This is a genomic window from Rhizobium sp. TRM95796 (genome assembly GCF_025779995.1).
In the GTDB taxonomy this organism is placed as follows: Bacteria; Pseudomonadota; Alphaproteobacteria; order Rhizobiales; family Rhizobiaceae; genus Rhizobium_E.
The window spans coordinates 18,956-45,793 of sequence record NZ_JAOXHE010000008.1 but is presented as its reverse complement, the minus strand read 5'-3'; the positions used below and the strand labels follow the sequence as shown (position 1 = coordinate 45,793).

At 63.8% G+C, this 26,838-nt stretch carries 21 protein-coding genes; 5 read left to right on the top strand and 16 right to left on the bottom strand.

The genetic code is table 11. The features are described 5' to 3' along the window. Window positions 1-73 precede the first annotated feature (73 nt). The 11 genes from addA to OCK01_RS16625 form a co-directional block, all read right to left on the bottom strand. On the bottom strand, window positions 74-3,616 hold the full coding sequence (gene addA, locus OCK01_RS16675; protein WP_263824911.1) for a double-strand break repair helicase AddA: 3,543 nt from the start codon (window positions 3,614-3,616) through the stop codon (window positions 74-76). Next, window positions 3,609-6,794, bottom strand: a complete 3,186-nt coding sequence (gene addB / locus OCK01_RS16670; protein ID WP_263824910.1) for a double-strand break repair protein AddB — start codon at window positions 6,792-6,794, stop codon at window positions 3,609-3,611. The genes addA and addB overlap by 8 nt, the downstream gene beginning before the upstream one ends. Before the next feature lies 1 nt (window position 6,795). After that, window positions 6,796-7,539 carry a nucleotidyltransferase family protein gene (locus tag OCK01_RS16665; protein WP_263824909.1) on the bottom strand — a complete coding sequence of 248 codons (744 nt, stop codon included), beginning with the start codon at window positions 7,537-7,539 and terminating at the stop codon, window positions 6,796-6,798. Between the two features lie 4 nt (window positions 7,540-7,543). After that, window positions 7,544-9,058 carry a tRNA (adenosine(37)-N6)-threonylcarbamoyltransferase complex ATPase subunit type 1 TsaE gene (gene tsaE, locus OCK01_RS16660; protein ID WP_263824908.1) on the bottom strand — a complete coding sequence of 505 codons (1,515 nt, stop codon included), beginning with the start codon at window positions 9,056-9,058 and terminating at the stop codon, window positions 7,544-7,546. Next, the gene (locus OCK01_RS16655; RefSeq protein WP_246697371.1) at window positions 9,055-11,505 is read right to left on the bottom strand and encodes a sensor histidine kinase; all 2,451 of its coding nucleotides are present in this window, start codon (window positions 11,503-11,505) and stop codon (window positions 9,055-9,057) included. Before OCK01_RS16655 ends, tsaE begins: the two co-directional genes overlap by 4 nt. Window positions 11,506-11,904: 399 nt before the next feature. Then, window positions 11,905-13,305: an adenosylhomocysteinase gene (gene ahcY / locus OCK01_RS16650; protein ID WP_263824907.1), complete on the bottom strand. Its 1,401-nt coding sequence runs from the start codon at window positions 13,303-13,305 to the stop codon at window positions 11,905-11,907. A gap of 163 nt (window positions 13,306-13,468) precedes the next feature. Further along, window positions 13,469-13,738, bottom strand: a complete 270-nt coding sequence (locus tag OCK01_RS16645) for an HPr family phosphocarrier protein (protein ID WP_182827913.1) — start codon at window positions 13,736-13,738, stop codon at window positions 13,469-13,471. Between the two features lie 18 nt (window positions 13,739-13,756). Beyond that, window positions 13,757-14,158 carry a PTS sugar transporter subunit IIA gene (locus tag OCK01_RS16640; protein ID WP_263824906.1) on the bottom strand — a complete coding sequence of 134 codons (402 nt, stop codon included), beginning with the start codon at window positions 14,156-14,158 and terminating at the stop codon, window positions 13,757-13,759. Window positions 14,159-14,274: 116 nt separating this feature from the next. Beyond that, window positions 14,275-14,760 (bottom strand): HPr kinase/phosphorylase, encoded by a 486-nt coding sequence (locus OCK01_RS16635; RefSeq protein ID WP_263824905.1) that lies wholly within the window; start codon window positions 14,758-14,760, stop codon window positions 14,275-14,277. Next, window positions 14,757-16,547 (bottom strand): sensor histidine kinase, encoded by a 1,791-nt coding sequence (locus OCK01_RS16630; protein WP_182827910.1) that lies wholly within the window; start codon window positions 16,545-16,547, stop codon window positions 14,757-14,759. Before OCK01_RS16630 ends, OCK01_RS16635 begins: the two co-directional genes overlap by 4 nt. Window positions 16,548-16,613: 66 nt before the next feature. Further along, window positions 16,614-17,348, bottom strand: a complete 735-nt coding sequence (locus OCK01_RS16625) for a response regulator transcription factor (RefSeq protein ID WP_263824904.1) — start codon at window positions 17,346-17,348, stop codon at window positions 16,614-16,616. 303 nt (window positions 17,349-17,651) lie between these two features. On the opposite strand from OCK01_RS16625, the gene OCK01_RS16620 reads away from it, so the two are divergent. Together OCK01_RS16620 and arfB are read left to right on the top strand one after the other, a co-directional pair. Further along, window positions 17,652-19,262 (top strand): phosphoenolpyruvate carboxykinase, encoded by a 1,611-nt coding sequence (locus tag OCK01_RS16620; RefSeq protein ID WP_263824903.1) that lies wholly within the window; start codon window positions 17,652-17,654, stop codon window positions 19,260-19,262. 130 nt (window positions 19,263-19,392) lie between these two features. Beyond that, window positions 19,393-19,827 (top strand): alternative ribosome rescue aminoacyl-tRNA hydrolase ArfB, encoded by a 435-nt coding sequence (gene arfB, locus OCK01_RS16615; RefSeq protein ID WP_263824902.1) that lies wholly within the window; start codon window positions 19,393-19,395, stop codon window positions 19,825-19,827. A 6-nt stretch (window positions 19,828-19,833) separates the two neighbouring features. Here the strand turns inward: arfB and OCK01_RS16610 are convergent, their stop codons facing one another. Next, complete coding sequence (locus OCK01_RS16610; protein ID WP_210275445.1) at window positions 19,834-20,190, bottom strand: VanZ family protein; 357 nt, start codon at window positions 20,188-20,190, stop codon at window positions 19,834-19,836. Window positions 20,191-21,230: 1,040 nt separating this feature from the next. On the opposite strand from OCK01_RS16610, the gene OCK01_RS16605 reads away from it, so the two are divergent. Next, window positions 21,231-21,866: an alpha-ketoglutarate-dependent dioxygenase AlkB family protein gene (locus OCK01_RS16605; protein WP_263824901.1), complete on the top strand. Its 636-nt coding sequence runs from the start codon at window positions 21,231-21,233 to the stop codon at window positions 21,864-21,866. Beyond that, window positions 21,856-23,118, top strand: a complete 1,263-nt coding sequence (locus OCK01_RS16600; RefSeq protein ID WP_263824900.1) for a glycosyltransferase family 87 protein — start codon at window positions 21,856-21,858, stop codon at window positions 23,116-23,118. The genes OCK01_RS16605 and OCK01_RS16600 overlap by 11 nt, the downstream gene beginning before the upstream one ends. Here OCK01_RS16600 and coaA read toward each other — a convergent pair. From coaA to hisF, 3 genes are read right to left on the bottom strand one after another with little or no spacing between them, the layout of a single operon-like run. Further along, window positions 23,060-24,049, bottom strand: coding sequence for a type I pantothenate kinase (gene coaA, locus OCK01_RS16595; protein ID WP_182827905.1), 990 nt, complete (start codon window positions 24,047-24,049; stop codon window positions 23,060-23,062). The genes OCK01_RS16600 and coaA overlap by 59 nt on opposite strands. Further along, window positions 24,046-24,366: a phosphoribosyl-ATP diphosphatase gene (locus OCK01_RS16590; protein WP_263824899.1), complete on the bottom strand. Its 321-nt coding sequence runs from the start codon at window positions 24,364-24,366 to the stop codon at window positions 24,046-24,048. The genes coaA and OCK01_RS16590 overlap by 4 nt, the downstream gene beginning before the upstream one ends. Window positions 24,367-24,379: 13 nt before the next feature. Beyond that, on the bottom strand, window positions 24,380-25,162 hold the full coding sequence (gene hisF / locus OCK01_RS16585; RefSeq protein ID WP_263824898.1) for an imidazole glycerol phosphate synthase subunit HisF: 783 nt from the start codon (window positions 25,160-25,162) through the stop codon (window positions 24,380-24,382). Window positions 25,163-25,211: 49 nt separating this feature from the next. On the opposite strand from hisF, the gene OCK01_RS16580 reads away from it, so the two are divergent. Beyond that, on the top strand, window positions 25,212-25,949 hold the full coding sequence (locus OCK01_RS16580) for a DUF3800 domain-containing protein (protein WP_263824897.1): 738 nt from the start codon (window positions 25,212-25,214) through the stop codon (window positions 25,947-25,949). A gap of 159 nt (window positions 25,950-26,108) precedes the next feature. On the opposite strand, the gene hisA is transcribed toward OCK01_RS16580, so the two are convergent. Then, a complete protein-coding gene (gene hisA, locus OCK01_RS16575) occupies window positions 26,109-26,837 on the bottom strand; it encodes a 1-(5-phosphoribosyl)-5-[(5-phosphoribosylamino)methylideneamino]imidazole-4-carboxamide isomerase (RefSeq protein ID WP_263824896.1) in 729 nt (242 codons plus the stop codon). Window position 26,838: the final 1 nt, after the last annotated feature.

Below are 26,838 nucleotides of genomic sequence, written 5' to 3'. Positions count from 1 at the left end.
GATCATTGCAGGCCGCCCAGGCTTGTTCGGACACATATGTGGTCATGCGCCGGTATCGGTTCAATGACCTAAATCATCGGGCCGAAATATCAAGCAGAGCTTTTTCAACTTCGGCCTCCGTCAGAGAATAAAGCTGTGGTCCCTCGGTGTAGAGCAGCAGGCAGCGGACGGTTTCGTCCGGGAAAATAGATTCCAAAACCGAGCGATAGAGCGCGAGCTGGGCGCGATGGGCAAAGGGAATGTCCTCCCTGCGCTCCGGCGGCGACAGATTGGTTTTGTAATCGAGGATGAACACGCCCTCGGCATTGCGCCCCATCCGGTCGATCCGGCCCGACACGGCGAAAGCGCGTCCCCCAAGGTTGATCTCACCCATGATCGAGACCTCGGCCTTGGTGTCGGCATGATGCAGGAAGGCAAGCTCGGGATCGTCGAGAATATCGAGCGCCTGGACGGCGATGCGCATCCGCTCGGCCTCGCTCCAATCCGGCGCGGCCCGCGACAGATAGCGCTCCGCAGCCTCAGGCCTTTCCGTCTCCTCGAATTCGGGCAGCGTCTGCAGCAGCCGGTGCATGATCTTTCCGCGCGTCTGCGCGCCTGAGCCCGAGCGCTTCGGGCCGAACAGCAGCGATGTCACAACCTCGTCGCCGGCGCTCTCGTCGATCACCGCATGCGCGCCCGACGGCGCGAGCGGCCGCGGCAAATCGACAAGCGGCGGAAGCGGCGCGTAAAGCCCCGGCGGCGGCTCTCTCGGCGTCAGCGGTCGCGCCTCGACATTTGCAGCTTCGACGGACGCCTCGACGTCTCCACCGGCGTGCCGGCGCCAGGTCCAGCCCTGCCATTCCAGCGCGCCGGCGCGGAAGGTCTCGGGCCGGCAATGGCTCTCATCCGCCGTCAGCGCCGTTCGCACGATCTCGGACCATGTCCCGGCATTCTCCCGCTTCTTGCGATAGCTCGCCAGCACCAGCCTGTCCGACGCCCGGGTCATGCCGACATAGAGCAGCCGGCGATATTCCTCTTCCGCGCTCGCGCCAAGCCTCGCCTCGTCGGCGGTGATCACCGGGCATTGGAAATCGCGATTGGGATACCAGAGCGGCAGGCGGGCTCCGCCTTCTCCGCGCTCGACGATGCGCATGCGCGGCAATAGCGTCTTGTCGAATGGCTTGCCGCCGCTGTCGACAAGGAACACCACCGGCGCTTCCAGCCCCTTGGAGGCGTGCACGGTCATGATGCGGACTTCGTCACGACCCTTGTCCTGCTCGCGTTTGATCTCGGGGGAATCCTCCTCCATCGTCGCGAGGAAGGTGGCGAGTCCCGGCAGCCCCGCCTGTTCGTGATCGAGCGCGAAGCTCAGGAATTCGTCGAGCACGTCGCTGACTTCGGCGCCGAAGCGGGCCAGGAACAGCCGCCGCCCGCCTTCCGAGCCGAGCAAACGCGCGTAGAAATCATGCGGGCGCAGCGAACAGGCCATCTTTCGCCAGGTGTCCAGCCGGTCGCGCGCCGTCCGCCAGCGCGCGGATGTCTCGGCTAGCGCATTCAGCCGCTGCCACAGGCTTTCCGCCGGACTGCGCTCCGCCGCCAGTTCATACAGCGCGTCTTCGTCGAGATTGATCAGTGGCGATTTGATCAGCGCCGCGAGCGACAGATCGTCTTCGGTCAGGATCAGGAAGCGACCGAGCGCCATCAGGTCCTGCACGGCGATATGGCTCGACAGCACCAGACGGTCGGCGCCCGCCACCGCCACGCGGCCGCCCTTCTTCAATTCGCGCGACAAGGTCAGCGCAAAGGCGTCGCGCTTGCGCACCAGCACCAGAATGTCGCCGGGCCTGATCAGCCGCACGCTGCCGTCGCGCTCCACCACCGTCTGCTTGCCCGCCATCGCCTCGATCGAGGCCGCCACGCGCCGGGCGAGTTCGGCCGCCGCCGACCGTTCTGCCACGCGGTCGAAGGGTGCGAGCCAATCCTCGTCTTCCTCAGTGCTGGTTTCCTCCGCAATCGTTTCCCAGAGATCGACGCGGCCAGCCTGGCCGATGCGGTTGGAGACATGCACGACAGGATCGCCCATCGCGCTCAGCCCCCGCGCATTGGCGGGGTCGGCGAAGACACGGTCCACCGCCGTCAGCACATCGTCAGTCGAGCGAAAGGAGACATGCAGATTGATGGGCCTGAAGGCCCGTTCGCCTTCTTCCGCGCGGCGCTTGGTCAGGCTGCGCTCTTCGGCGAAACGCTCGGGCCGCGCGCCCTGGAAGGAATAGATCGACTGCTTCTCGTCGCCGACCACGAAGACGGTGCGGTTCAGCGCTCGCGCGCTTTCGCCGGCGAAGAAATCCTCGGTCAGCGAGCGGATGATTTCCCATTGCGCCGGGCTCGTATCCTGCGCCTCGTCCACCAGAATATGGTCGATGCCCTGGTCGAGCTTGTAATGCACCCAGGGCCCGATGCCCTCTTTCTTCAGCAGCGCTTCGGTGCGGGTGATGAAGTCCTCGAAATCGAGGAAGCTGCGCTCCTTCTTGAGCGCCTCGTAATTGTCGATCAGCCGCTCGCCGAGCGTCAGGGCCGCGAGCGTCGCCTCATAGAGCCGCGCGGTCTTGTAATCCTGCCAGATCCGCGCCAGCCATCCCGTCGCGCCGATCAGCCGGTCGATGAGGCCGGCGTCGCGGTTGCGCATATCCTTGTTGGCATAGGTGCTTTCCGCATAGGGCGCCTCGTCCGTCGCTTTCAGCAGCCCCTCGCGCAGCATAATCAGCCGCTTGACCGGATCCTCTTCACGGGCGGCAAGCCCCAGCGCATAGGCGCAACCCTGCGCTTTCGATCCACCCTTGTCATTGGCGAGATCGATATAGGCCTTGACGTCGCCGGGCGAGAATCCGGCTAACGGCCAGGCGCGGGCCGCGGTGCTCGCCACCGTGGCTCCGGGCTCGAGCCCCAGCGCCTCGGCGAGAACGGCTTCATAGCCACGTTCCCGGCTGGCGGCGAGAAAGCGCCGGATGGCGGTGCGGTTCTGGATCAGGTCGTTCAGCAGCCGGTCGAGGCCGGTTTCGTCGGCGATGGACAAAGCGTCGTGAAAGGCCCGCGCCAGCGCCTCATCGCCCTCGGCCTGCGTCGCCGTCAACAGCAAGCGCCGGGCTTCCGACAGCAGGCTCGCCGCCGCCTTGTCGTCGAGCACGCTGAAATGCCCGGCGACATTGGCCTCCAGTGGAAACTGGTGCAGCAGCGATTCGCAGAAGGCGTGGATGGTCTGGATCTTCAGACCGCCCGGCGATTCCAGCGCCCGGGCGAAGAGCTTGCGCGCCTCGGCCAGTTTCAGCGGGCCCGGCGCTTCGCCTTCCATTGCCGCGATATCCCGGGCCAGCTGTTCGTCGTCGAGCGCGGTCCAGCGCGACAGTTTTTCGAACACGCGGTTGGACATCTCTGACGCCGCCGCCTTGGTGTAGGTCAGGCAGAGAATGGAGGATGGCCGCGTGCCGTTCAGCATCAGCCGGATCACGCGCTGGGTCAGCACATGCGTCTTGCCCGAGCCGGCATTGGCCGACACCCAGACCGACATGCCCGGCGAGGATGCGGCGTTCTGGAGAAGCGTCGTTTCGCTGAGCGGCGTTGTCGTCGCGGCCTCACTCATCGCCGGCCTCCTCGTCGCTGTCGGCGGAGGACCATTCCGCCACCCGGGCGAGATGATCGTAATCGCCGCCATGATCGCTGTCGCGGAACGGCGCGACACGGGATTTGAATCCGGCTTTGCCCGTCTTCAGCGCCGCCGTCAGCTTGGCGAGCTGCAACAGCGCCTCGGTGGCCAGTTCATCGGCAGAGCGCCGATCCTCCGGCTTGGTTTTGGTGGATTTCTCGTTGTTGACGCAGTCGACTTTGAAATTGCGGCCGGGCCGCAGTCGCACATAGAGCAGATCTTCCGCCTCCCGCGCCTTGAGATCGGCAAAGCCGCCCGCCTTCAGCACCGCCGCCTCTAGCGCCAGCTGCGGCTCGAGCAGCGACCGCGCCTCCTTGGGCGAGGGCCCAAGCCCGGTCTTGTAGTCGATGATATCGGCGCGGCCATCTTTGCGCAGGTCGATGCGGTCGGCGCGGCCCGACACGGTGAGCCCCGTTAGATGATGTTCGCCGCGGATCTCCACGAAGGACCTGTCGATCAGCGGCTGACGCTCGGCCTCATGCGCCAGGAATTCCCGCGCCACTTCCAGAAAGCGCGGCCGCCAGACGGCCTCGACATGCGGGGGCAGGGCGGCCTCCGCGAAGACCTCGCCTGTCAGCCGCGTGATCACCTCGAACGCGCCGGGCGCGCGCGCGTCAAAGCCGCCTCTGACAAAGCGCTCGACCACGGCGTGATACAGATTGCCGCGCTCCAGCGCCGCCGGCTCGCGGTTGAACGGCTCCAGCGGATCGAGCTTCAGGATGCGGCGGGCATAGATCTGATAGGGGTCGCGGCGCAGCCGGCCGGCTTCGCTGAAGGAATAGCGCTCCGGCTGCCTTGCAGCCGGCGGAAACGGTTCGGGACGCGGCGAAAACGGCTGTTCGTCGCCGTAATCGAGCGATTCCGCCAGCGCCCGATAGTCGTCGCCGCGCTGGCGCATCGCCTCCGTCACGCTTTGACCTGCCGCCGACTGCAGGCGTTGCAGGAAGCGCGAGGCGACCGAGGGCGCGCCGCCCTGGCGCAGCGCGCGGGTCAGGATCACCTTCTGCGCGCCCAGTCCCATCACGAAATCATGCGCCGCCTGGCCGATGCGCCGTTCGGGCGGCTCGAGCCCCATCTCCGTCTTCATCATGCGCGAGAGAAAGGGATTGTTCGCCGTCTGCGCCGGCCAGATTCCTTCGTTGAGACCGCCGAGCACCAGCGTGTCCACCTCCAGAAGACGCGCTTCCAGCGTGCCCCAGATCATCACCCGTGGATGGTCGTTGCTTTTCGGCTTTACCCCGACGCCGGCGATTAACGCCGTCAGCGCGTCGATCCATTGCGGCCCGTCGGCCTCCAGCACATCGCCGGTCTCCTGCAATTCGCGCAACAGCCGCGCGAGCGTCACGCCCGCTTCGCTCGACCACAGGCTTTCGAGACTGTCGCGCTCGTCGAGACAGAAGGCTTCGAGCGCCTGTCCCGTCGCCTCGGCCCAGGCGGGCAGGGGATAGCGCTGCACCGGTCGACCAAACTGGTCGCGCGCCGCCATCCTGGTCAGCGGCTCCACCGCCTGCTCGATCCGCCGCGCCAGCGTGATCAGCATCTCCAGCTGGTCTTCGATCAGCAGATGCTGCTGCCAATGCGTTTTGTGCGGATTGTCCTTCAGCCGGGCGATGGCCTCCGTTACCCTGGGCGTCAGCGCCGAGGGATTGGCGGGCGCCGTGCCGCCGCGCAGCGTCAGCAATTCCAGCCGATTGACCTGCTTTTCCAGCTCCGCTTTGTCCATGCCCAACCGGATGATCGGATGTTTGAGCAGGCTGATCAGCGCTGCGGGGTCGCCGGGCCTGAGCGTGGCTTCCAGCACCAGCCGCGCCAGCGCTCCCTGCGGCGCGGTCATCAGCGGCGTCCCGGCCGAATCATCCGCCTCGATGCCGAAGCGCCTGAGCTCAGTGGCGACGCGCCGGGCGAGATTACGGTCCGGCGTCACCAGCGCCGCCCTTGTCCGGGCCGCGCCGTCCGTGGCGTCCAGCGCCAGCTTGAGCGCGATGGCTGCGGCCAGCGCTTCTTCGCGCTCATTGGCGGCCTCGATCAGCGCCATGTCCTCGAAGGCCTCGGCTAGCGCCGTCTCGCCGGTCTCGTCGCGCCAGGCGCGGTGATTGGCCTCGGCTTCCGCCGGCGTAAAGGCCTGGCTGACGGCGCGGCCGCGCAGGCGCAATCCGTCTTCCTCCAGCGCCAGTGGCGCGACATCGCGCCGCTCGGTCTTCAGTCGGACGAGCAGATGATAAAGCCCGTATTGCGGATGGCTGCGGCTGGCCGGATCGCCGTCCTTCTTGCCGTCAGGCGCAAGGGCGCCGGCCAGCCGCCAATGGGTCTCGGGCATGTCGAGATCGAGCCCCGGCAGCACCACGCGTCCGCAATCAAGCCCGTGAATCGCCTCAATCAGCTCGGCGGTCGCAGGGATCGAGCCGGTCGAACCCGCCACGATCACCGGATGCGGCGTCTGTTCGCGCCTGTAGCGTCGCGCTTCCGCACGGATCGCCTCGGCGCGATGGGCGGCGGGCGAGGAGCGGTTGAGCTCCGTGAGACGCTCCGGCCAGAAGGCGCGGGCGATCTTCAGGAATTCACCTGTCAGCTGCTGCCAGATGGCGCGGTCGCCGAGATCGATTCGGTCGAGCCCGTCCCAGCCGGTTTCCTCGGTCTCGATCGCGTCGATCAGCTCCACCAGGCTGCGGGCCAGCCAGATGGCGTCAGCAGGGCTCGCCGGCGCCACCAGCGGCGAATCCGTATGGATGTCGCGCAACATGGCCGGCAGCTTGTTTCGCCAGGCGAGAATCAGGCGAGATAATTCAATGAGCCGGCGAACGGGCGAGATCGGCGGCAAGAGATCGAGCGCCGCATCCGGCGTCTCGTCGAAATAGCCGGCGTCGTCGTCGATCTCGCCGAGCGGACGGATGACCGGCAGGATCGCCGCGCGCCCCGCCATCAGGTCGACGAATTCCGACCGAAGCGCGCGGGCCGCGCGCCGGGTCGGCAGATAGATCGTCGCCCGCGACAGCGACAGCGGATCCTCGGGCGTCAGCCGGAAGGACGAGACCAACCGACCCTCGACGAGCGCCCGCGCCAGCGTCTTGAGAAACGGCGCACCGGGCGGGATGGTGAAGACGCGGGGGTCGCTCATCTCACGCGCTCGCGCGATGGCGGAGCACCACGGCTTCGGCGGGCGCGATCGCCTCGGGCGTGCCGGCGGTCGCCCAGTCGCCGTCGAGCATCAGGCCTTTCAGCCTGCCCGCCTTGATCGCCCGGTCGAAATAAATGTTGAGATTGAAGGCGCCCTCCGGTGCATCGGCGAATAGCCGCGAATCGAGCACGATCGCGCCGGCATAGATCACGCCTTTCCCGCCCGTCTCGGTGGTCGCCTCGCGGGCGCGAAGCAAATCGCCGCCCTCAATCAGCCGGAAGTCGTCGCCGCCGTCATGGCCGGTCGCCCGTTCGGTCGGCGCCAGCAGCATGGCCATATCCATGGTCGCGGGATCGAAGAAACGCGCCAACCGGCCGAGATTGCCCGCCTCGCCTTTGCCGTCGCCGGCCCAGAACAGATCGGCATTCATCACATAAACGGGGCCTTCAGGCAGCAATTTCAAGCCCTTGACCAGTCCGCCACCTGAATTCAGCAATGCGGCGCGTTCGTCCGAAATCAGGATCTCCAGCCCGGAATAGGCGCTGAGATGCGCCTCCATCTGCTCGGCGAGATAATGCACATTGACCACAGCCCGGCGCACCCCGGCCTCTTTCAGCGCATCCAGCGCATAATCGATCAGCGGCTTGCCGGCGATCGGCACCAGCGGCTTGGGGATCGTATTGGTGATCGGGCGCATACGGGTTCCAAGCCCCGCCGCCAGCACCATGGCGTTTTCGATCGTCATGATCTCAATCTTCGGGTGATTCGGCTGCGGGGATTCCAGCCTTCCTGATCCAGTCGCGCAAGGGGGCGCAGACAGGATGTTCGAGCGCCATGGTGAGATGCCACAGCGTGCGCGGCATATGCCGCATATAATGGGGCATGCCGTCGCGCTTGAGGAGCCGCACCCAGAGCCCATTCAGCCGGCAGGCGCGCTGCGCCGACATGATGGCGAAGGCCTTGAGGAAACTGTCGCGGTCGAAATCGCCTTGAGCGGCGCGATCGTCCATATAGGTGTCGATCAGCTTTTCCATCAGCGGCCGTTTCACCGTCACCCGCGCGTCCTGGGCGAGCGACACCACGTCATAGGCCGAGGGCCCGATGATCGCGTCCTGGAAATCGATCACGCCGATGCGCTGGAAGCCTTCGCGTTCCGGCAGCCAGAGAAGATTGGGCGAATGATAATCGCGCAGCGCCAGCCGCTTTTCCACCGTGGCGAGCTCGTCGATCAGATGGTCCCAGATGGCGAGATAGTCGGCCTTCTCGGCCTCGTCGACCACAGTTCCCCGACGCCAGGGGATGTGCCAGTCGATCAGCACCTCTGCTTCGAACTTCAGTGTTTCACGTGAAAATTCAGGCAGCTGATGCCATTCGCCCGTCTGGATCTCCAGCCGTTCGGGCGTCGGATGCCGGTGGTAATCCGCCAAGAGCTTGACCGCCTCGACATAGCGTTCCGGGATCGGTCGGCCATTGTCGTCGAGCACGCCTTCGGAGCCGAGATCCTCGATCAGCAGCAGGCCCGCATCCATATCGGCGGCATAAATCTCCGGCGCCGAGACGCCGAGCGAGCGCAGATAGCGCGCCACCGCCACGAAGGGTTTTACATCCTCGGCCAGATGCACGAGCTGCGAATAAGGCTTGCCGTCGCGGATCGGCGGACCGTTGGAGCGCCGGGGCGCATCCATCAGCACCAGTTGCTCGCCCGCGGGCGTCGCCACCCGCTCATAGGCGCGGAAGGAGGAATCGCCGGTCAGGAAGCGGCGGCGGGCCACTTCGCCGCGCTGGTCTTCGAGAAAGCGCCGTATCGCCAGCACACGCTCGAGACGCGTCGCGAAGCGTTCATTGGTCGTCTCGATCGCCAGCCGCCGCCCGTCGCCTTCGTGGGTAATGGCGATGCGGATGGCGTCCTTCGGCAGGCGCGCGCCGGCGCGGTCGGGCCATTCGATCAGCGCCACGCCCTCGGAAAGCGCCTCGTCGAGCCCGAGTTCGTCGAGTTCGCTTTCGTCACCCAGCCGGTAGAGATCGAAATGATGGATCGGAAAGCGCAGCTCGTAGCTCTGCACCAGTGTGAAAGTCGGGCTCGGCGCTTCCAACTCGTCGTCATCGGCGACAGCACGGATCAGCGCGCGGCTCAGCGCGCTCTTGCCGGCGCCGAGATCACCCGTCAGCGCCAGGCAGTCGCCGGGCTTCACGGTCAGAGCGAGGTCTTCGCCGAGCCGCCGCGTTGCGGCTTCATCGGGCAGAAAAAGGCTGATCGACGTCATAGAGCGACCTTGTCGAGCCGCGCCGCCGCCGCCATGGCCGCCGGAATCCGGCACGTGATCCTGGTTCCCGCGCCGGGCGCGCTGTCGACGCTGATCCGGCCGTGATGCAGGCTGACGAAACTGTCGACGATGGCGAGGCCGAGGCCCGCGCCGGACTTGCGTCCGCCATTGTTGCTGGATTCGAAGCGGTTGAAGATCTTCTCCACCGCTTCCGCGCTCATGCCCGGGCCCGGATCGCTGACGGTGAACAGGAAGTCCTCGCCCTCGCGCCAGCATTTCAGCCCGATCGCGCTGCGCTCGGGGGCGAAATTGGCCGCGTTGGTCAGAAGCTTGATGAAGATCTGCTTGAGCCGCTGGTGATCGGCATAGACGACGCCGAGATCGTGATCGGCCGTGATCTTCAGCGTCACATGGTTTTCCTGCAGCTTGTGCGCCACCTGCAGCGCCACCTCGTCGAGCAGGTCGTTCACCGTCACCGGCTCGTAATGCAGCTCCATGATGCCGGCGTCGACGGTGGCGAGGTCGAGGATATCGTTGACCAGCGTCAGCAGCACCGAGGAGGAGTTGGAAATATGGTCGAGATATTCGGCCTGGCGGGAGGTCAGAGGGTCCATGCCTTGGGTGCGCAACAGGTCGGTGAAGCCGATGATGTTGGTCAGCGGCGAGCGCAATTCGTAGGAAACGTGTTGGACGAAGGCGTTCTTGATCTCGTCGGCCTTGTGCAGCGCCTCGTTCTTTTCCTTCAGCGCCCGTTCCGCCAGCTCGCTCGCCGTCACGTTGACGAAGGTCAGCATGGTCTGGGCGTTGGGCAACGGAATGACGGCATAATCGAGCACGAGGCCCGTCTTGAGCTCGATCTTGCCGGCCGCCTGCATGCGCTGGTCGTTGAAGCTGGTGATGATCCGGCTGAAATTCTTCCAGCCGTCCGCCTGGTCGTAGGAGGGAAGGCAGGCTTTCTCGATGTCCTTGATATGCGTGCCCGGGGCCGCTTCGTCGCCGGTAATGTTCCAGAGCGCCCGGAAGGCGGGATTCGACAGCGTGATGCGGCCATCGGGCGCGAACACCGCCACGCCTTCGGCGAGATGATCGATGGTCTCGCCCTGCACCTTGAGGAGCGTGTTGTAGCGGGTTTCGAGATCGACCTGCTCGGTGAGATTCTCGAACACCCAGGTGGCGCCGCCTTGCGGCCGCGCCGTGGCGAAGACGCGCAGCGTCTGGCCGTTCGGCATGTGCCAGAGATCGGTATGCGGATCGATGGCGCGGTAGACCGACAGGATCGTGTCCTTCCAGGCCTTCCAGTTCAGCTGTTCCGGCAGGCGGCCCGCTCCGCGCAGCCGGTCCAGCAGCTCGGCATGATCAGGCGTCGATTCCAGGAAGGGAATGTCGAGATTCCAGAGCTGGCGGAAGGCTTGATTGTAATATTGCAGCTTCTGCCGCTCGTCGAAGATCGCCACCGGCGTCGCCAGCATGTCCAGCGTTTCGGCGTGGCTCTTGATGGTGCGGCGCAGCTCGTCGCGCGCCGCTTCGGAACGCGAAACGTCGACGGCGATGCCGGCCGAGCCTTCGCGGCTGCGCACATCCACCACGTCGTAGAATGTCCGGTTGCCGTTGACGATCGTCGCGACCTTGTCGCGGAACGGATTGTCAGGCGTGGCCATGGCCTTGATCTTCTCGCGCGTCACCGTCTCCAGCAATTCGCGGCTCTCGCGCACGGCTGCTTCGGGCGAGGGGGCCGCGACGGCTTCGCCATAGGCTTCGTTCACCCAGGTCAGCGCGCCGGTGCGGTCGCGCTGCCAAGTGGGCATGTCCACGGCGTCCAGCAGCGTCTGGAAGGAGCGGATCGAGCTTTGCAGCCTTTCGCGTTCGATCTGCAGTTCGGCCAGTTCGGCGCGGAGATTGTTGAGCGCGAGGAAGCGCACGAAGGCGCGACCGCCCGAGACGCGTCCTTGCGCTTCCAGCACCTCGTCGCGATGGGTTTCGACCACGATGTCGAAGCTCGCCGCCTCGCCGCGCAGCATCTCGACGGCGCGCTCGAGTTCGCCGGCGGAGCGGGGTTTCAGCCATCGGCCGAAAGCGAGAAAGTCGCGGTCGTCCCGCGGCGCGCCGGTTTCGATCGGCAATTCGCCCAGCACTTCGGCCTGACCGGTCATGCCGTCCCAGATGACGATGCGCCGGTTCTTGTCGGCGATCAGCGCCTCGTAGCGCGAGATCTTGCCATGGGCGTCGGACAGGGCGGATTTGATCTGGCGGTTCTCGTTCTCCACCGCCGTCTTGCGTCGGAACAGCGTAAAGGCGCCGATCAACAGCGCCGACACCAGTCCGCCGACGGAAGACAGCGCCACGACATGCCCGCTGGTGAAGGCGTGTCCGGGAACATCGGCGGCTTGCGCCGCCGCTGGAAACAGGCTGGTGGCGGAATAGAGAAGGCTCTTCGTGCGCAGCCGCATCCGCTTCTTGCCCGCGTCGGGACGTTCCCCGCCCCGCCGAGCGCACTCGAATAGCCTGTCATATTCCATCATGATCTAGACCAGTCCCCGTAACCTGTTCCGTCATTGCTGTGGAGCTCGGCATTGAGCCCGATCCAAATGGATCGTGTAGTCCGCCGCGCGCGTGGCGGATCGACCCCGGAGTCATTCGGGACCCATGATGGAAACCGCCCGCCGCAAAGCGCCGTTTCCGTCACCGTTCGGTTCGCCGCCGCTCGACCAGCCGGACCGTGACATTCGAATCATGTTCAAAAACAATACTATCTTGCAGTTTGCTCGCAAATAGATTTGCCCAAAAAAGAAACCGCGCGGCTCTTACACCGCGCGGTCCCTAGATATGGTATGGTTAACGGCGCCTTATCAATAGCGGTAGTGTTCAGCCTTGAAGGGGCCGGTCTTTTCGACGCTGATATAGCCGGCCTGCTCGTCAGAAAGCTCGGTGAGCCTTACGCCGAGCTTGTCGAGGTGCAAACGCGCAACCTTCTCGTCAAGGTGTTTCGGCAGCACATAGACCTGATTTTCGTACTGGCCCTTATTGGTGAAGAGTTCGATCTGGCCGAGAACCTGGTTGGTGAAGGAGGCGCTCATCACGAAGGATGGATGACCGGTGGCGTTGCCGAGGTTGAGAAGACGGCCCTCGGACAGCAGGATCATGCGGTTGCCCTTGGGGAACTCGACCATGTCGACCTGCGGCTTGATGTTCGTCCAACGAAGATTGCGGAGCGCCGCGACCTGAATTTCATTGTCGAAATGGCCGATATTGCCGACGATCGCCATGTCCTTCATCTCGCGCATATGCTCGATGCGGATGACGTCCTTGTTGCCGGTGGCGGTGATGAAGATGTCGGCGGTGGAGACCACGTCTTCCAGCTTGACGACTTCGAAGCCGTCCATCGCCGCCTGCAGCGCGCAGATCGGATCGATCTCGGTGACCTTGACGCGGGCGCCGGCTCCGGAGAGCGAAGCGGCCGAACCCTTGCCGACATCGCCGTAACCGCAGACGACGGCGACCTTGCCGGCCATCATCACGTCAGTGCCGCGGCGGATGCCGTCGACCAGCGATTCCTTGCAGCCATATTTGTTGTCGAACTTCGACTTGGTGACGGAATCGTTCACATTGATGGCCGGGAAGGGCAGCAGGCCCTTTTCAGCCAGCTGATACAGGCGATGCACGCCCGTGGTGGTTTCCTCGGTCACCCCCTTGATGGCGTCGCGCTGCTTGGTGAACCAGCCGGGCGAAGCGGCGAGACGCTTCTTGATCTGGGCGAACAGGATTTCTTCTTCTTCCGAGCCCGGGATGGACAGCACGTCCTCGCCGGCTTCGGCGCGGGCGCCGAGCAGGATATACATCGTGGCGTCGCCGCCGTCATCGAGGATCATGTTGGACAGGCCGCCATCGGCCCATTGGAAGATCTGGTCGGTATAGGTCCAGTACTCTTCCAGCGTCTCGCCCTTGACGGCGAAGACCGGAATGCCGGCTGCGGCGATCGCGGCGGCGGCGTGGTCCTGGGTCGAGAAGATGTTGCACGAGGCCCAGCGGACGTCGGCGCCGAGCGCCACCAGCGTTTCGATCAGCACGGCGGTCTGGATCGTCATATGCAGCGAGCCGCTGATGCGGGCGCCCTTGAGCGGCTTGCTCTCGCCATATTCGGCGCGGGCGGCCATCAGGCCCGGCATTTCGGTTTCGGCGATCGAGATTTCCTTGCGGCCGAAATCGGCGAGCCCGTAATCGGCGACATGATAGTCTTGCTTGGCGGTCATTCTGTGCGTCTCCAGATGAAAGAGGAACATGCCGCGCTCAGGCGGCCGGGTCGCGGCGCGCGCCCAGGATTGCATGGCGCGTGGTGTAGCACCCGCCGCCGCGCAAGGCAAGAATGACATAAACAAATCTTTATATGTTTATGAAGCCGTGGTTAGCGCTTCGTCATATTTCTTCGCCGAACTTGTCGGCGATCAGCGCTTCGATCGTGGCCAGCGCCTCATCCGCCTGATTGCCGCTGGCGGCGACGTGGATGGTGGAGCCGGGGCCGGCCGCCAACATCATCAGGCCCATGATTGAGGTTCCCCCGACCGTCATGCCGTCCTTGCTGACCCGGATGTCCGCATCGAAAGTTTCGACGGTCTGCACGAATTTCGCCGAGGCGCGGGCATGCAGGCCGCGTTTGTTGATGATCAGAATTTCGCGTTCGAGCATTCTCCCCCCGGACAGCGCTTATTTGCCGTTCAGCACGCGGCTGGCGACATAGATGTATTTGCGGCCGGCGTCGGAGGCTTCCACCAGCGCCTTCTGCATGTTGTTTTCGGCGCGCACGCCGGCGAGCTTGATCAGCATCGGCAGGTTCATGCCGGCGATCACTTCGGTGTTGCCGCGCGCCATGGCCGAGATCGAAAGGTTGGAGGGCGTGCCGCCGAACATGTCGGTGAGGATGATGACGCCATGGCCGTCGTCGTTGCCGGCGACCGCGTCCATGATGTCCTGCCGACGAAGATCCATGTCGTCGTCGGGGCCTATACAGATCGTTGCGAGGGCTTTTTGGGGGCCGACCACATGCTCCAGAGCTGAGCGGAATTCCTCCGCCAAGCGGCCATGTGTCACAAGCACCAGTCCGATCATACTCGGTACAGCTCCTAATCGTGGATCGTAGGGCGGTGCTGTTACCGAATAATCCCGCGTCCGTCCACCGTCAGCGCGCCATCATGGCAAGGAAAGCCGGAAGTTCAAGCCCCAAATTACGATTTGAGACAATCCCACGCGGATGCCGCGTCCCGCGCCGGGGCTGTTGTGCCGATCAGGCGCATCAGGACCGCGAAGGGATCGGGCAGCGCCCAGTCGAGCGACAGAAGCGGCAGCGCGGCGCCGCCCGGGCTGGTCCAGCGCCTGTCATCCTCGGGAATCCGGTTTTCCGCAGTCACGGTCACCGGCTCGAGCGCCACGTCCATCACCGCCGCCTCGACCGTCTCGACGCCGAGCACGCCGGCCCCGCGCGACTCGATCAGGCCCCGAATTGTCGTAGGCGCGCTGGCGATCAATCGTCCGTGACTCTCCGTGAGCCGCGTCTGGTCGTCGCTGACGAGCCGCGCATATCGACCCCGGAGCGCGGCGTTCTCGATCAGCCGCAGCGCCAACGCGCTCTTGCCGCAGCCGGACGGCCCGGTGATCAGGATCCCGGTCGTCCCGACCACGAGCGATGTGGCGTGGACGAGTTCGCTGCTCATGACTGGCCCTTTTCGGGAAGGGTCAGGATGAAGCGCGCGCCGATCCTGTCGCCGTCGCCGTCGAGAATATTCTCCGCCGTCAGCGTGCCGCCATGCGCCTCGGCGATCTGGCGGCTGATCGACAGGCCGAGACCCGAATTCTGGCCGAAGGCTTCGGCGCCCGGCCTGTCGGTGTAGAAGCGTTCGAAGATTCGGTCGATATTCTCCGCTTCGATTCCCGGACCGTTGTCCTCGACCAGGATGACGCAGTCGCCGCCGGACTTGCGCATCTTCACGGTGATCCGGCCGCCTTCGTCGGGCACGAAGGAGCGGGCGTTCTCGACGAGATTGGCGATGATCTGGCCGAGTCGCAGTTCATGGCCGGTGACGCTGAACTTGCCCTTGCCGGCGCTCTTGAGATCGACGTCGAGGCCGATCTCCACCTGCTTGCCCTTGGCGCGCACCTGGCGTGAAATGTCCACCAGGCTTTCGAGCAGCTTGACGAGATCGACGGGTTTGGAATCGGCGCGCGCCAGTTCGGCGTCCAGCCGCGAAGCGTCGGAAATATCCGAGATCAAGCGGTCCAGTCGCCGCACGTCATGCTGGATGATGTCCATCAGCCGCTTCTTGGAGTCGTCGCTTTTCGCGAGCGGCAGCGTCTCGACCGCGCTTCGAAGCGATGTCAGCGGGTTCTTGAGTTCATGGCTCACATCGGCGGCGAAGCTTTCGATCGCGGCGATGCGGTCATAGAGCGAATTGGTCATGTCGCGGATGGCGGCCGAGAGATTGCCGATCTCGTCCTGGCGGAAGGAGAAGTCGGGGATTTCCTCGCGCGATTTCACCCCGCGCCGCACGCGGATCGCCGCCGCCGACAGCCGCCTCAGCGGGTTGGCGATGGTGGAGGACAGAAGCAGCGACAGAATGACATTGACCATGGTCGCGACGCCGAACACCCGCATGATCGCGAGCCGCTCGCTATGGACGATCTGGTCGATGTCGCCGGCCTGGGTGGAGAGCAGCAGCACGCCGACCACGGCGCGGAAACGCTGCACCGGCACCGCCACCGACACGATCAGCTCGCCCTTTTCGGTCACGCGCACCACCGCGCCGCGCACGCCGGTCAGGGCGTTCTTGACCTCGGGATAGATCATCCCGTCGCCGCCGGGGCTCTCTTTATAGACCGGCAGGTTGGAGGGCTGCAGCATCCGGTTGATCCAGGAGGCGAACTGATCCGACAGCGCCGTCGATCCGTCGTCGACGGGAGCGAGATCGAAGCGCAGCACCTGGCCGCGCGAATAGAGAAAGCGCGAATCGAGAATGAGATTGGCGTCGGGGTCGAAAATGCGCGCCCGCGTATGGGTCGGCGAGATCAGCCGGCGCAGCACCGGCGCAACGCGCTCGGGATCGATCGGAAATTCGAGATCCTCGTCGTTCGGCACCGGCGTGATCGATTGCCCCGCCTGCAGCTCCAGCAGTTTTTCCGGATCGATGGTGATCGAATTGGTGTCGACCTGCGCCGAGGCCGAAATCGCCGCCGAGATGATTTCGCCCTGGGTCAACAGGCTTTCGACCTTGGCGTCGATCAGCCCTTCGCGGAACTGGTTGAGATAGAGGATGCCCCCCACCAGCACCACCAGCGCCACCAGATTGAAGAACAGGATCTGACGGGTCAGCGACGAGAACACCGCGTGCCCGAGCAGCTTGCGCAGATAGAGAAATGGGCGGGACAGGCGCAGCCGCTTGCGTTGGCGGGGCTTGGCCGCCGCCTGCGCATTCGTTCTGTTTCTGCCGATGTCCTCAGCGGTCATCGCTTGGTCTTCCCGCCGCCTCGCTGTTCGGCCGCGCTATGCCAGCATTCGGCCATGGCTGCAAGCTCAGGCGCCCGCGGATTCGCGGAAGCGATAGCCGACGCCGTAGAGGGTCTCGATCATGTCGAAATCGTCGTCGACCGCCTTGAATTTCTTGCGCAGCCGCTTGATGTGGCTGTCGATCGTGCGGTCGTCGACATAGACCTGTTCGTCATAGGCGGCGTCCATCAACGCGTCGCGGCTTTTGACCACGCCCGGGCGCAGCGCCAGCGCATGCAGGATGAGGAATTCGGTCACCGTCAACGTCACCGGCAGGCCCTTCCAGGTGCAGGTGTGGCGCTCCTGGTCCATGGAAAGAAGCCCGCGGTCGAGCGATTTGGTCTGGACGGCGCCCGGCTTGGCGGGGGCGGCGGGGCCGGCGGCCGCGGCCGCTTCGCGGCTCGCCACCCGGCGCAGCACCGCTTTGACGCGCTCGACCAGCAGGCGCTGGGAGAAGGGCTTGGTGATGAAATCGTCGGCGCCCATCTTCAGCCCGAACAGCTCGTCGATCTCTTCATCCTTGGAAGTGAGGAAAATGACCGGAATGTCCGACTTCTGGCGCAGGCGGCGCAGAAGCTCCATCCCGTCCATGCGCGGCATCTTGATGTCGAAGATCGCCAGATGCGGCGGGCGCTGCAACAGGCCGTCGAGCGCGGAAGCGCCGTCGGTATAGGTCTCCACCTTGTATCCCTCCGCTTCCAGCGCGATGGACACCGAGGTGAGGATGTTGCGGTCGTCGTCGACCAGAGCGATTGTCGCCATGAAAGTCTCCAGTTTCAGATGCCAATTGTGGCGGCCCTGCCTCTCATGAGTATAAAGGTGGAACAAATTGTGGCAAAGACTTTCTCGTCACTGCTTTTCTACGAGAAGGTGTAGAGCAACCTCTTTCCCCACGAACCGATTTAAAGGCTTTCTTCAAACGATTTAAGTTATATGACATATTTTTAAATCGATTAATGCATTGATCCTATTAGGTTATTCTGCATGTTTTCGCTTGTGCGTTTAAATTATTTGTGTCTATCTCCGGCTCATCAGCGCTCTGTCTCACTGGGAAAGGACATCGTCATGCAAGAGCTCGGAACAACCAATCCGGATAATCGACTCGCCGCCCTTGGTTTTGAAGGTCTTGTTTCTGTCCGGTATAACTATTCCGAGCCCGAACTCTATGAGGATGCGCTGCGCAACGGCGAAGCCGCGCTCACCGCCCACGGCGCGCTCCGGGCGCTCACCGGCCAACACACCGGCCGTTCCGCCAAGGACAAGTTCGTCGTCGACGACGCCTCCACCCATGACAAGATCTGGTGGGACAACAACAAGCCGCTGTCGCCGGAGCATTTCGCCGTGCTCAAGGCCGACATGCTGGCCTTCGCCGCCGGCAAGTCGCTCTATGTCCAGGATCTGATCGGCGGCGCCGATGCTGAAAACGCCCTGCCGACCCGCGTCGTCACCCAGCTCGCCTGGCATTCGCTGTTCATCCGCAATCTGCTGATCCGTCCGGAGCGCGCGGCGCTCGACGGCTTCCTGCCGAAGCTGACGATCATCGATCTGCCGGAGTTCAAGGCCGATCCCGTCCGTCACGGCTGCCGCTCGGAAACGGTCATCGCCTGTGACCTGACCAACGGCCTCGTGCTGATCGGCGGCACTTCTTACGCTGGCGAGATGAAGAAGTCGGTGTTCACCGTGCTCAATTATCTCCTGCCGGAAAAGGGCGTCATGCCCATGCATTGCTCGGCCAATATGGGTCCGGAGGGCGACACGGCCGTGTTCTTCGGCCTGTCCGGCACCGGTAAGACCACACTGTCGGCCGATCCCAACCGCACGCTGATCGGCGATGACGAACATGGCTGGGGCGAAAACGGCGTCTTCAATTTCGAAGGCGGCTGCTACGCCAAGACCATCCGCCTGTCGCGCGAGGCCGAGCCGGAAATCTACGCCACGACGGAGCGCTTCGGCACCGTGCTGGAAAACGTGCCGCTCGATGAAAACCGCCTGCCGGATTTCAACGACGCCTCGCTCACCGAAAACACCCGCTGCGCCTATCCGCTGCATTTCATTCCGAATGCCTCGGACACCGGTCTCGGCAGCCATCCGCGCACCATCATCATGCTCACCGCCGACGCCTTCGGCGTGATGCCGCCGATTGCGCGGCTGACGCCGGACCAGGCCATGTACCACTTCCTGTCGGGCTACACCGCCAAGGTCGCGGGCACGGAAAAGGGCGTCACCGAGCCGGAAGCCACCTTCTCCACCTGCTTCGGCGCCCCCTTCATGCCGCGTCACCCGACGGAATACGGCAATCTGCTCAAGGAGCTGATCGCCCGCCATGGCGTCACCTGCTGGCTGGTCAACACCGGCTGGACCGGCGGCGCCTATGGCCAGGGTTCGCGCATGCCGATCAAGGCCACGCGCGCGCTGCTGACCGCGGCTCTGTCGGGCAAGCTCAACGATGCGATCTTCCGCCGCGACGCCAATTTCGGTTTCGAAGTGCCGGTCGCGGTCGAAGGCGTGCCGACCAAGATCCTCGATCCCCGCTCGACCTGGATCGACGGGGCCGCCTATGACACCCAGGCGCAGAAGCTGGTCGACATGTTCGTCGCCAATTTCGCCAAGTTCGAAAACCATGTCGACGGCTCGGTGCGCGACGCCGCTCCGGGTATTCGGCTGGCCGCCGAATAGCTTCCGCTTCGGATTCACGTGAAACCTGGCGATGTCACCATCGCCATGAAGCCCGGCGGCGCCCCTCCGCCGGGTTTCGCTTGTCTCGGTGCGCGCCGCGTGGCAAAGCGAAGCCAGGAGAACGAGAGCCATGGCCGCCGACCCGCTTTACATCGATGACCGGATCGTGATCGCCGGCTGGGAACTGACGGAGAGTTTCGTCCTGGCCTCGGGCCCGGGCGGGCAGAATGTCAACAAGGTCGCCACCGCCGTCGAACTGCGCCTCAACCTCATGAACTCGCCGTCGCTGCCCGAGCGCGTCAAGGCCAATGCCCCTCGCGTCTTCGGCCGCAAGCTCACCAAGGACGGTGACGTCGTCCTCTTCGTCGACGCCTATCGCTCGCAGGACCGCAATCGCGAAGAAGCGCGGGAACGGCTGAAGGCGCTGATTCTGGAAGCCAACCAGCCCCCGCCGCCGCCGCGCCGCAAGACGCGGCCCACCAAAGGCTCGATCGAACGCCGCCTGAAAGCCAAGTCGGGTCGCTCGGAGATCAAGAAGGGCAGGGGCAAGATCGAGTCCGATTGACGCCCGTTACGCCCGCGCGCGGCGTACGCGCTGCGTCATCCAGGCCGTCGCATAACCGATCGGCGCGCCGATCACTGCGCCTGCGGCTTTCACCAGCGCATCGTCGATCCGCGCATGCCGGCTGGGTGAGAGCTCCTGCAGCGCTTCGATCCCGAAGGCCGCAACCACCAGCACCGCGAGCGTCGTCGCCCATGCCTTGGGATAGGCGAGCACGAACAGCGCGCTCAATCCTGCGAAAGCCAGACCGCGATCGAAATTCACCGGCCCGAAATCCTGCGGCCTGAGCCCGATCGGCGACACGGTGACGAAAATGATGACGGCCAGCGCGGACCAGGCGAGAATTTTGGCGATGCGATCTGTCATAACTTCATCATACGAGGAAATACGGCGGCATTGTGCAATGCACATAAGGCCGACGCGTCGGCGGTTCTTAGCAGCAAAAACCTCTCCCCCGTCAAACTCGGGCTGGTCCCGAGCATCTGCAACCCTTTGATTTTGCTTACTGGCTCAGATCCTCGGCACAAGGCCGAGGATGACGACGCATGGCCGAGTCCTGATTTGTTGACGTCCTGCTCCGCCCCTCATCCCCCTGCCGGGACCTTTTCCCCGCGCCTGCGGGGAGAAGGCGGATGTGACGCGGACGGCGCTCGATCGCCCTTCGCCCCGCAATGCGGGGAGAAGGTGGCGGCAGCCGGATGAGGGGCCGCGCACGCCGTCAATCGCAAACGGAACAGAACCCTCGCGATCGTCATGCTCGGGCTTGTCCCGAGCATCTGCAACCCTTTGATTTTGCTCACTGGCTTAGATCCTCGGGACAAGCCCGAGGATGACGACGGAGGGCGCGATCCTCTCCCCGGTCCCTCTTGTGGGAGGGGTGGGGGAGGGCCTTCCTCAAAATAATCATCGCCCCGAAAATATTTTCATCCCCCACCATCTCACGCCCCCTATCCTGTCTCTCGTCCCGTCATCGGCTACACCGCGAGGCGTCGCGGCGAGATGGGGCCGGCGCTGGGGGAAGGGGGACGACGTGGCCCTCTTTCTCCGGGGCTTCGAGAAACGACGACCCCCAAAAACTGGGGACTTGGCGTGAAAGCGTCCCCCAGGGTGGCGTCTCGAAAGGGACGTTACAGTAAGGCCCGCTTTAGAGGCGGATTACCCGCAGGCTCGACCTGCGGCGACGAGCGTCAAGTTCGAAGCACAAACCGCCGAATGCGGGGCGCGATGAGCGTCATATTAAAACTAAATTAAACGAGGCGTTCTTCGCGCCCCGGCCGAGCCCTTATGGGCGAAGCGAGAGAATGATGCGGAACTCCGGGCGATCAGACGCGGCGGAGGGTTTTGGCGCGTTTTATGGCCTCCAGGCGTCGAAGCCGCGTATTATCGCTGCAAGGAGAGTGATTCTGATGCTCGTTCTGCCCAAAGGCATTCGCCATATTCCCGGCTTTCTGTCCCGAAGCGCGCAGGAAGACCTCGTCGAGGTGATCAGGCTGGTCGTCGCCGAGGCGCCGCTGTTCACGCCGGAAATGCCGCGCACCGGCAAGCCGATGAGCGTGCGCATGACCAATTGCGGTCCCCTCGGCTGGGTCACCGACAAGGAGCGCGGCTATCGCTACCAGCCTGTGCATCCGATCACCGGACGTCCCTGGCCCGCCCTTCCGGATAGGCTGCTCGATCTCTGGCGGGAGATGTCGGGTTTTGAAGGTCCGCCCGAAGCCTGCCTCGTCAATTACTACGGGCCTGACGCCAAGATGGGCCTGCATCAGGATCGCGACGAGCAGGATCTCGCGGCCCCGGTCCTGTCGATCTCGCTGGGCGACGCCTGTCTGTTCCGGGTCGGCGGTCTCCGGCGTGAGGATCGCACGGTGTCTTTTCGCCTCGACAGCGGCGATCTCGTGCTGATCGGCGGCGAAAGCCGTCTGGCCTTCCACGGCGTCGACCGTCTCTATCGCGGCACGTCAACGCTTCTGAAACGGGAAGGCCGTATCAATCTCACCTTGCGGCGCGTGACGCCATGGCGGGGTGAGGGCAATGGCGGATAGCGTGTCGGGGGGCCTGGACTGGCGGCGCCGAGGTCGGGACGAACTGCGGTTTGCAATGCTCTGCGTCGCCGCAAGCCTCGTGATCGCCCTTCGCTATCAGATCGAACTCTGGCAATTCGACGAGAAGGGCTTTTCCATTCTCTCGGATAGGCTGCCTTATTGGGACTTCACAAATCTCTGGGCGGGTTCGCAAATGGCCCGGCAAGGCCATGTCGACTGGCTGTTCGATATCGAAGCCTATCGCGCCGGGCTCCGCGCCATGTTCAGCCCGCTTCTCCCAAATCAGGAATGGAGTTATCCGCCGTCGATTCTCTGGCTCGGGCTGCCGCTGAGCTTGCTGCCGTTGCCGATCGCCTATGCCGTCTGGACCTTCGGCACGATCGCAGCTTTGGGTCTGGCGCTCAAACCGCTTCGTCTGCCCCGCCTGGCTCTTGTCGCCATCCTGACGTCGCCTGCCGTTGTCACCAGCGCGATCTTCGGCCAGAACGGCAGCCTGACGGCGGCGCTGCTGCTCGGCTCTCTGCTGACGTCGACCCGAGCGCCGTTTCTCTCGGGCCTTCTCGCCGGTATCCTGACCATCAAGCCGCATCTCGGCCTGCTCATTCCCGTCGTCTATTTGGCCACCGGCAACTGGCGCGCTTTCCTCACGGCCGCGGCGACCGCAATTGCCCTCGTCGCCGCCACCGGCCTCGTCTTCGGCGTTCAGGTCTGGACCGGCTTCGTCACCGTCACCTCGCCGCTGATGGCGCGGATTCTCGAAGCGCCTTATCCGCAGCTCTACCACGCCAACGCCACGACGTTCTTCATTCTGGGCCGCTCCATCGGCCTGGGCGTGGCGGCGTCCTACGCCTATCAGGGGCTGTTTTCGCTGATCGCCGTCGGCGCGGTCGCCTGGCTCTGGCGGAGGCCGGAGGTGGATCTGCGAATCAAGGCGGTGCTGACGGCGCTTCTGGCGCTCGCCGCCACGCCCTATGGCTACACCTATGACGCTGTGCCGTTCAGCGTGGCCGTGGTCGTGCTGTTCCTGTCCGGCAGCGCGCCGAACAGATATGCCTTCTGCCTGCTGTGGCTCTATCCCTATTTCGCCCATCTGCCGAATTTCCAGGGAATCGGCGTCGGCGTCCTCGTCCCCGCTGGGCTCGCGCTTTACGCCCTGCTGGCGGTCAAGCGGGGCGATTTCAGCGGCGGCCGGCTCAAAGCCGGCGCAGCGACACTTTCTCGACCAGATGGTTCTCGCCCTTCTGCAGGATGAGATCGGCGCGCGGCCGGGTCGGCAGGATATTCTGGCGCAGGTTCTTGAGATTGATATTGGCCCACAGGCCCTCGGCGATCTCCAGCGCCGCTTCTTCCGAGATCGTCGCATAGCGATGGAAGAAGGATTCCGGATTGCGGAAGGCGGTCTCGCGCAGCCGCATGAAGCGGTTCACATACCAGCGATGGATCAGGTCTTCCTGGGCGTCGATATAAATCGAGAAGTCGAAGAAATCCGACACCATCGGCACGATCCGCCCATCGGCGGGCAGGTCGCGCGATTGCAGCACATTGATGCCCTCGAAGATCAGGATGTCGGGCCGGTCGACGTCCTGATTCTGGTCGGGCAGCACGTCATAGGTCAGATGCGAATAGAGCGGCGCCGGCACATGGCTCATGCCCGCCTTGATCGCCGACAGGAACTTCAGAAGCGCCGGCATGTCGTAGCTTTCCGGAAATCCCTTGCGCTCCATGAGGTTGTCCTTCTGGAGCCGCGCATTGGGATGAAGAAAGCCGTCGGTGGTCACGAGATCGACCTTGGGGCTCGACGGCCAGCGTGACAGCAACTCTTTCAGAATGCGGGCGGTGGTGGATTTGCCCACCGCCACCGAACCCGCGACGCCGATGATGAACGGCGTCTTCTGGTCGCCGGCCAGATTGAGAAAGCGCTTGCGCTGCGCAAACAGCATCTGCGAGGATTCGACATGCGCCGACAAAAGCCGCGACAGCGACAGATAGATCCGCCGGACTTCGTCGAGATCGATCGGGTCGTTGAGCGATCGCAGCCGCGCCACTTCGTCTTCGGTCAGCGTCAGCGGTGTCGCGGCGCGGAAGCGCGACCACTCCTCGGCGGTGAAGAAACGATAGGGCGAAAAGGAATCGTCCGCCATGTGGTCGAGCGCGGCGAGCGCCTGCTTCTCCGCCGGGCTCATGCGGGCCGGCTCGCTTTTTCGGCGAGGCCGGATTGGCTTGTGCGCGCCTCCAGCACCGCCATCACCGAAGAGAGGGGGATGTCGGCTATCTTCAGCACCACCAGCAGATGGAAGAGAAGATCGGCGGCCTCGTCGGTGAGGTTCTTGCGATCGCCGGAGATCGCGGCAATCACGGCTTCGACCGCTTCCTCGCCGAGCTTCTTGGCGGCCTTGGTCTGGCCGGCGGCAAAGAGTTTGGCGGTCCAGGATTCCTCGGGCGAAGCGAGCGCGCGGCGCGCCACGATGGCCTCGAGATCCGACAGGGTGAAATCACTCATCATGCGTCTCCCGTCAGGCGCGATCGAGCCGCATCGGCACGCCGCATTCCGCCATGTAACGCTTGGCTTGGCCGACGGTGTAGGTGCCGAAATGAAAGATCGAGGCGGCCAGCACGGCGGTGGCATGCCCGTCGCGCACCCCTTCGACCAGATGGTCCAGCGTACCGACCCCGCCCGAGGCGATCACCGGCACATGCACGCTGTCAGCGATGGCGCGGGTCAGCGCGATGTCATAGCCGGTCTTGCGGCCGTCCTGGTCCATCGAGGTCACCAGCAATTCGCCTGCGCCGCGCTTGACCATGGCTGTCGCAAATTCCAGAGCGTCGATGCCGGTCGGGTTGCGGCCGCCATGGGTGAAGATCTCCCAGCGGTCGGCCTCGCCTTCGCCCGAGACCTTCTTGCAGTCGAGCGAGACGACGATGCACTGGTCGCCGAATTTGTCGGCGGCCTCGGCGACGAAATCGGGCGTCTTCACCGCCGCTGAATTGATCGACACTTTGTCGGCGCCGCAGAGCAAGAGCTTGCGGATGTCGGCGAGCGCGCGCACGCCGCCGCCCACCGTCACCGGCATGAAGCAGTGGTCGGCGGTGCGCGCCACGACGTCGAAAATCGTGTCGCGATTGTCGGAAGAGGCGGTGATGTCGAGAAAGCAGAGTTCGTCGGCGCCCGCCGCGTCATAGGCGATCGCCGCCTCGACCGGATCGCCGGCGTCGATGAGGTCGACGAAGGAAACGCCCTTGACGACACGGCCGTCCTTGACGTCGAGACAGGGAATGACACGAGCCTTGAGAGTCACCCGACATCCTCATATGGTTGCGCTAGCTGAGGGGTTCATACGCACTCGAATGGAAAATGGCGAGTATATTTTTTATGCGGATGAAAGCGGCGACCATTCGCTGACGGCGATTGATCGGGGCTTCCCGATTTTCGTGCTTTCCATATGTGGTTTTCGAATTTCGGACTATTGTAAAAAGGTTGTGCCAGCATTTCAGCAGCTGAAGTTTCGGTATTTTGGGCATGACATGGTCGTTTTGCACGAACGGGATATTCGCAAGCAAACCGGCGATTTCACCTTCTTGGCGGACATGGCGGCGAGAGAGCGCTTCCTGCTGGATCTGACGGAAGTCATTCGCGCCGCGCAATTCAAAATTTTCAGCGTCACTATCGACAAGGATAAGTTCAGCGCTGATTTCTTTCCCGACAATCCGTATGTGATCGCACTTCGTTATTGCCTCGAAGAGATTTACCGGCATTTGAAGTCAAAGAAGATCTCGCAGAAAAGCTATCACTTCGTATTCGAGCGTCGCGGCTTAAAGGAGGATCGTGATCTCGAGCTCGAGTTCAGGAGAATTGCCGACGGAGAGAATGTTTTCCGGGAAGCGCTTCCCGGTTTTCACATAAAATTTGCCGATAAAGAATCGAATTCAACGGGGATGCAATTGGCGGATCTCACCGCGAGGCCGATCGGAATTCACTATTTGCATCCGGGTCAGCAAAACCGTTCTTTTGATACGATTATGGATAAAATCCACAAGCACAAAAACATAAGGCGCTTCAGAAGTGGTGTGTTATCCGAGCTATGAAAGCGAAAAGCCCCGGACAATGCCGAGGCCAGACGCCGACCGGGAACCCCCAATCCATTTGTCTTAATATAACGATTGTCCTAAGAAAATCCAGTGTTGAATCAGCGGTGTAGCGGATAGCGCGCAAGCGATTCGTTTCGTTGCCTTTTTTATAGTGGCTCATGCGCCCTTGAGAATGGCCAGCGCCGCCGCCGGATCGATCCGTCCGTCATAGAGAGCCCGGCCGGAGATCGCCCCTTCGAGAATGGCGGCGTCCGGTTCAGCCAACCGCCTGATGTCGTCGAGCGAGGCGAGGCCCCCCGAGGCGATGACCGGGATGGAGACGGCGCGGGCCAGTTCCAGCGTCGAGGCCCAGTTGATGCCGGCGAGAATGCCGTCGCGGTCGATGTCGGTATAGATGATCGCCGCCACGCCCGCGCCTTCGAAGCGCTGGGCCAGTTCGATCACGCCGAGTTCGGACGCCTCGGCCCAGCCTTCGACGGCGACCTTGCCGCCCTTGGCGTCGATGCCGACGGCGACCTTGCCGGGAAAGAGCCGGCAGGCTTCCTTGACCAGCGCCGGATCGCGAACGGCGATGGTGCCGAGGATGACGCGGGAGAGACCTTTGGTCAGCCAGGCCTCGATATGATCGAGCGTGCGGATGCCGCCGCCGAGCTGCACCGGGTTCTTCGTCGCCTTTAGGATCGCCTCGACAGCTGCGCCATTGACGCTTTCGCCGGCGAAGGCGCCGTTGAGATCGACCACATGCAGCCATTCGAAACCCTGGTCTTCGAAGGCGCGGGCCTGGGCGGCCGGGTCGGGATTATAGACGGTGGCCTGCTCCATGTCGCCGAGCTTCAGGCGCACGCATTGACCGTCCTTGAGATCGATAGCCGGGAAAAGAATCATG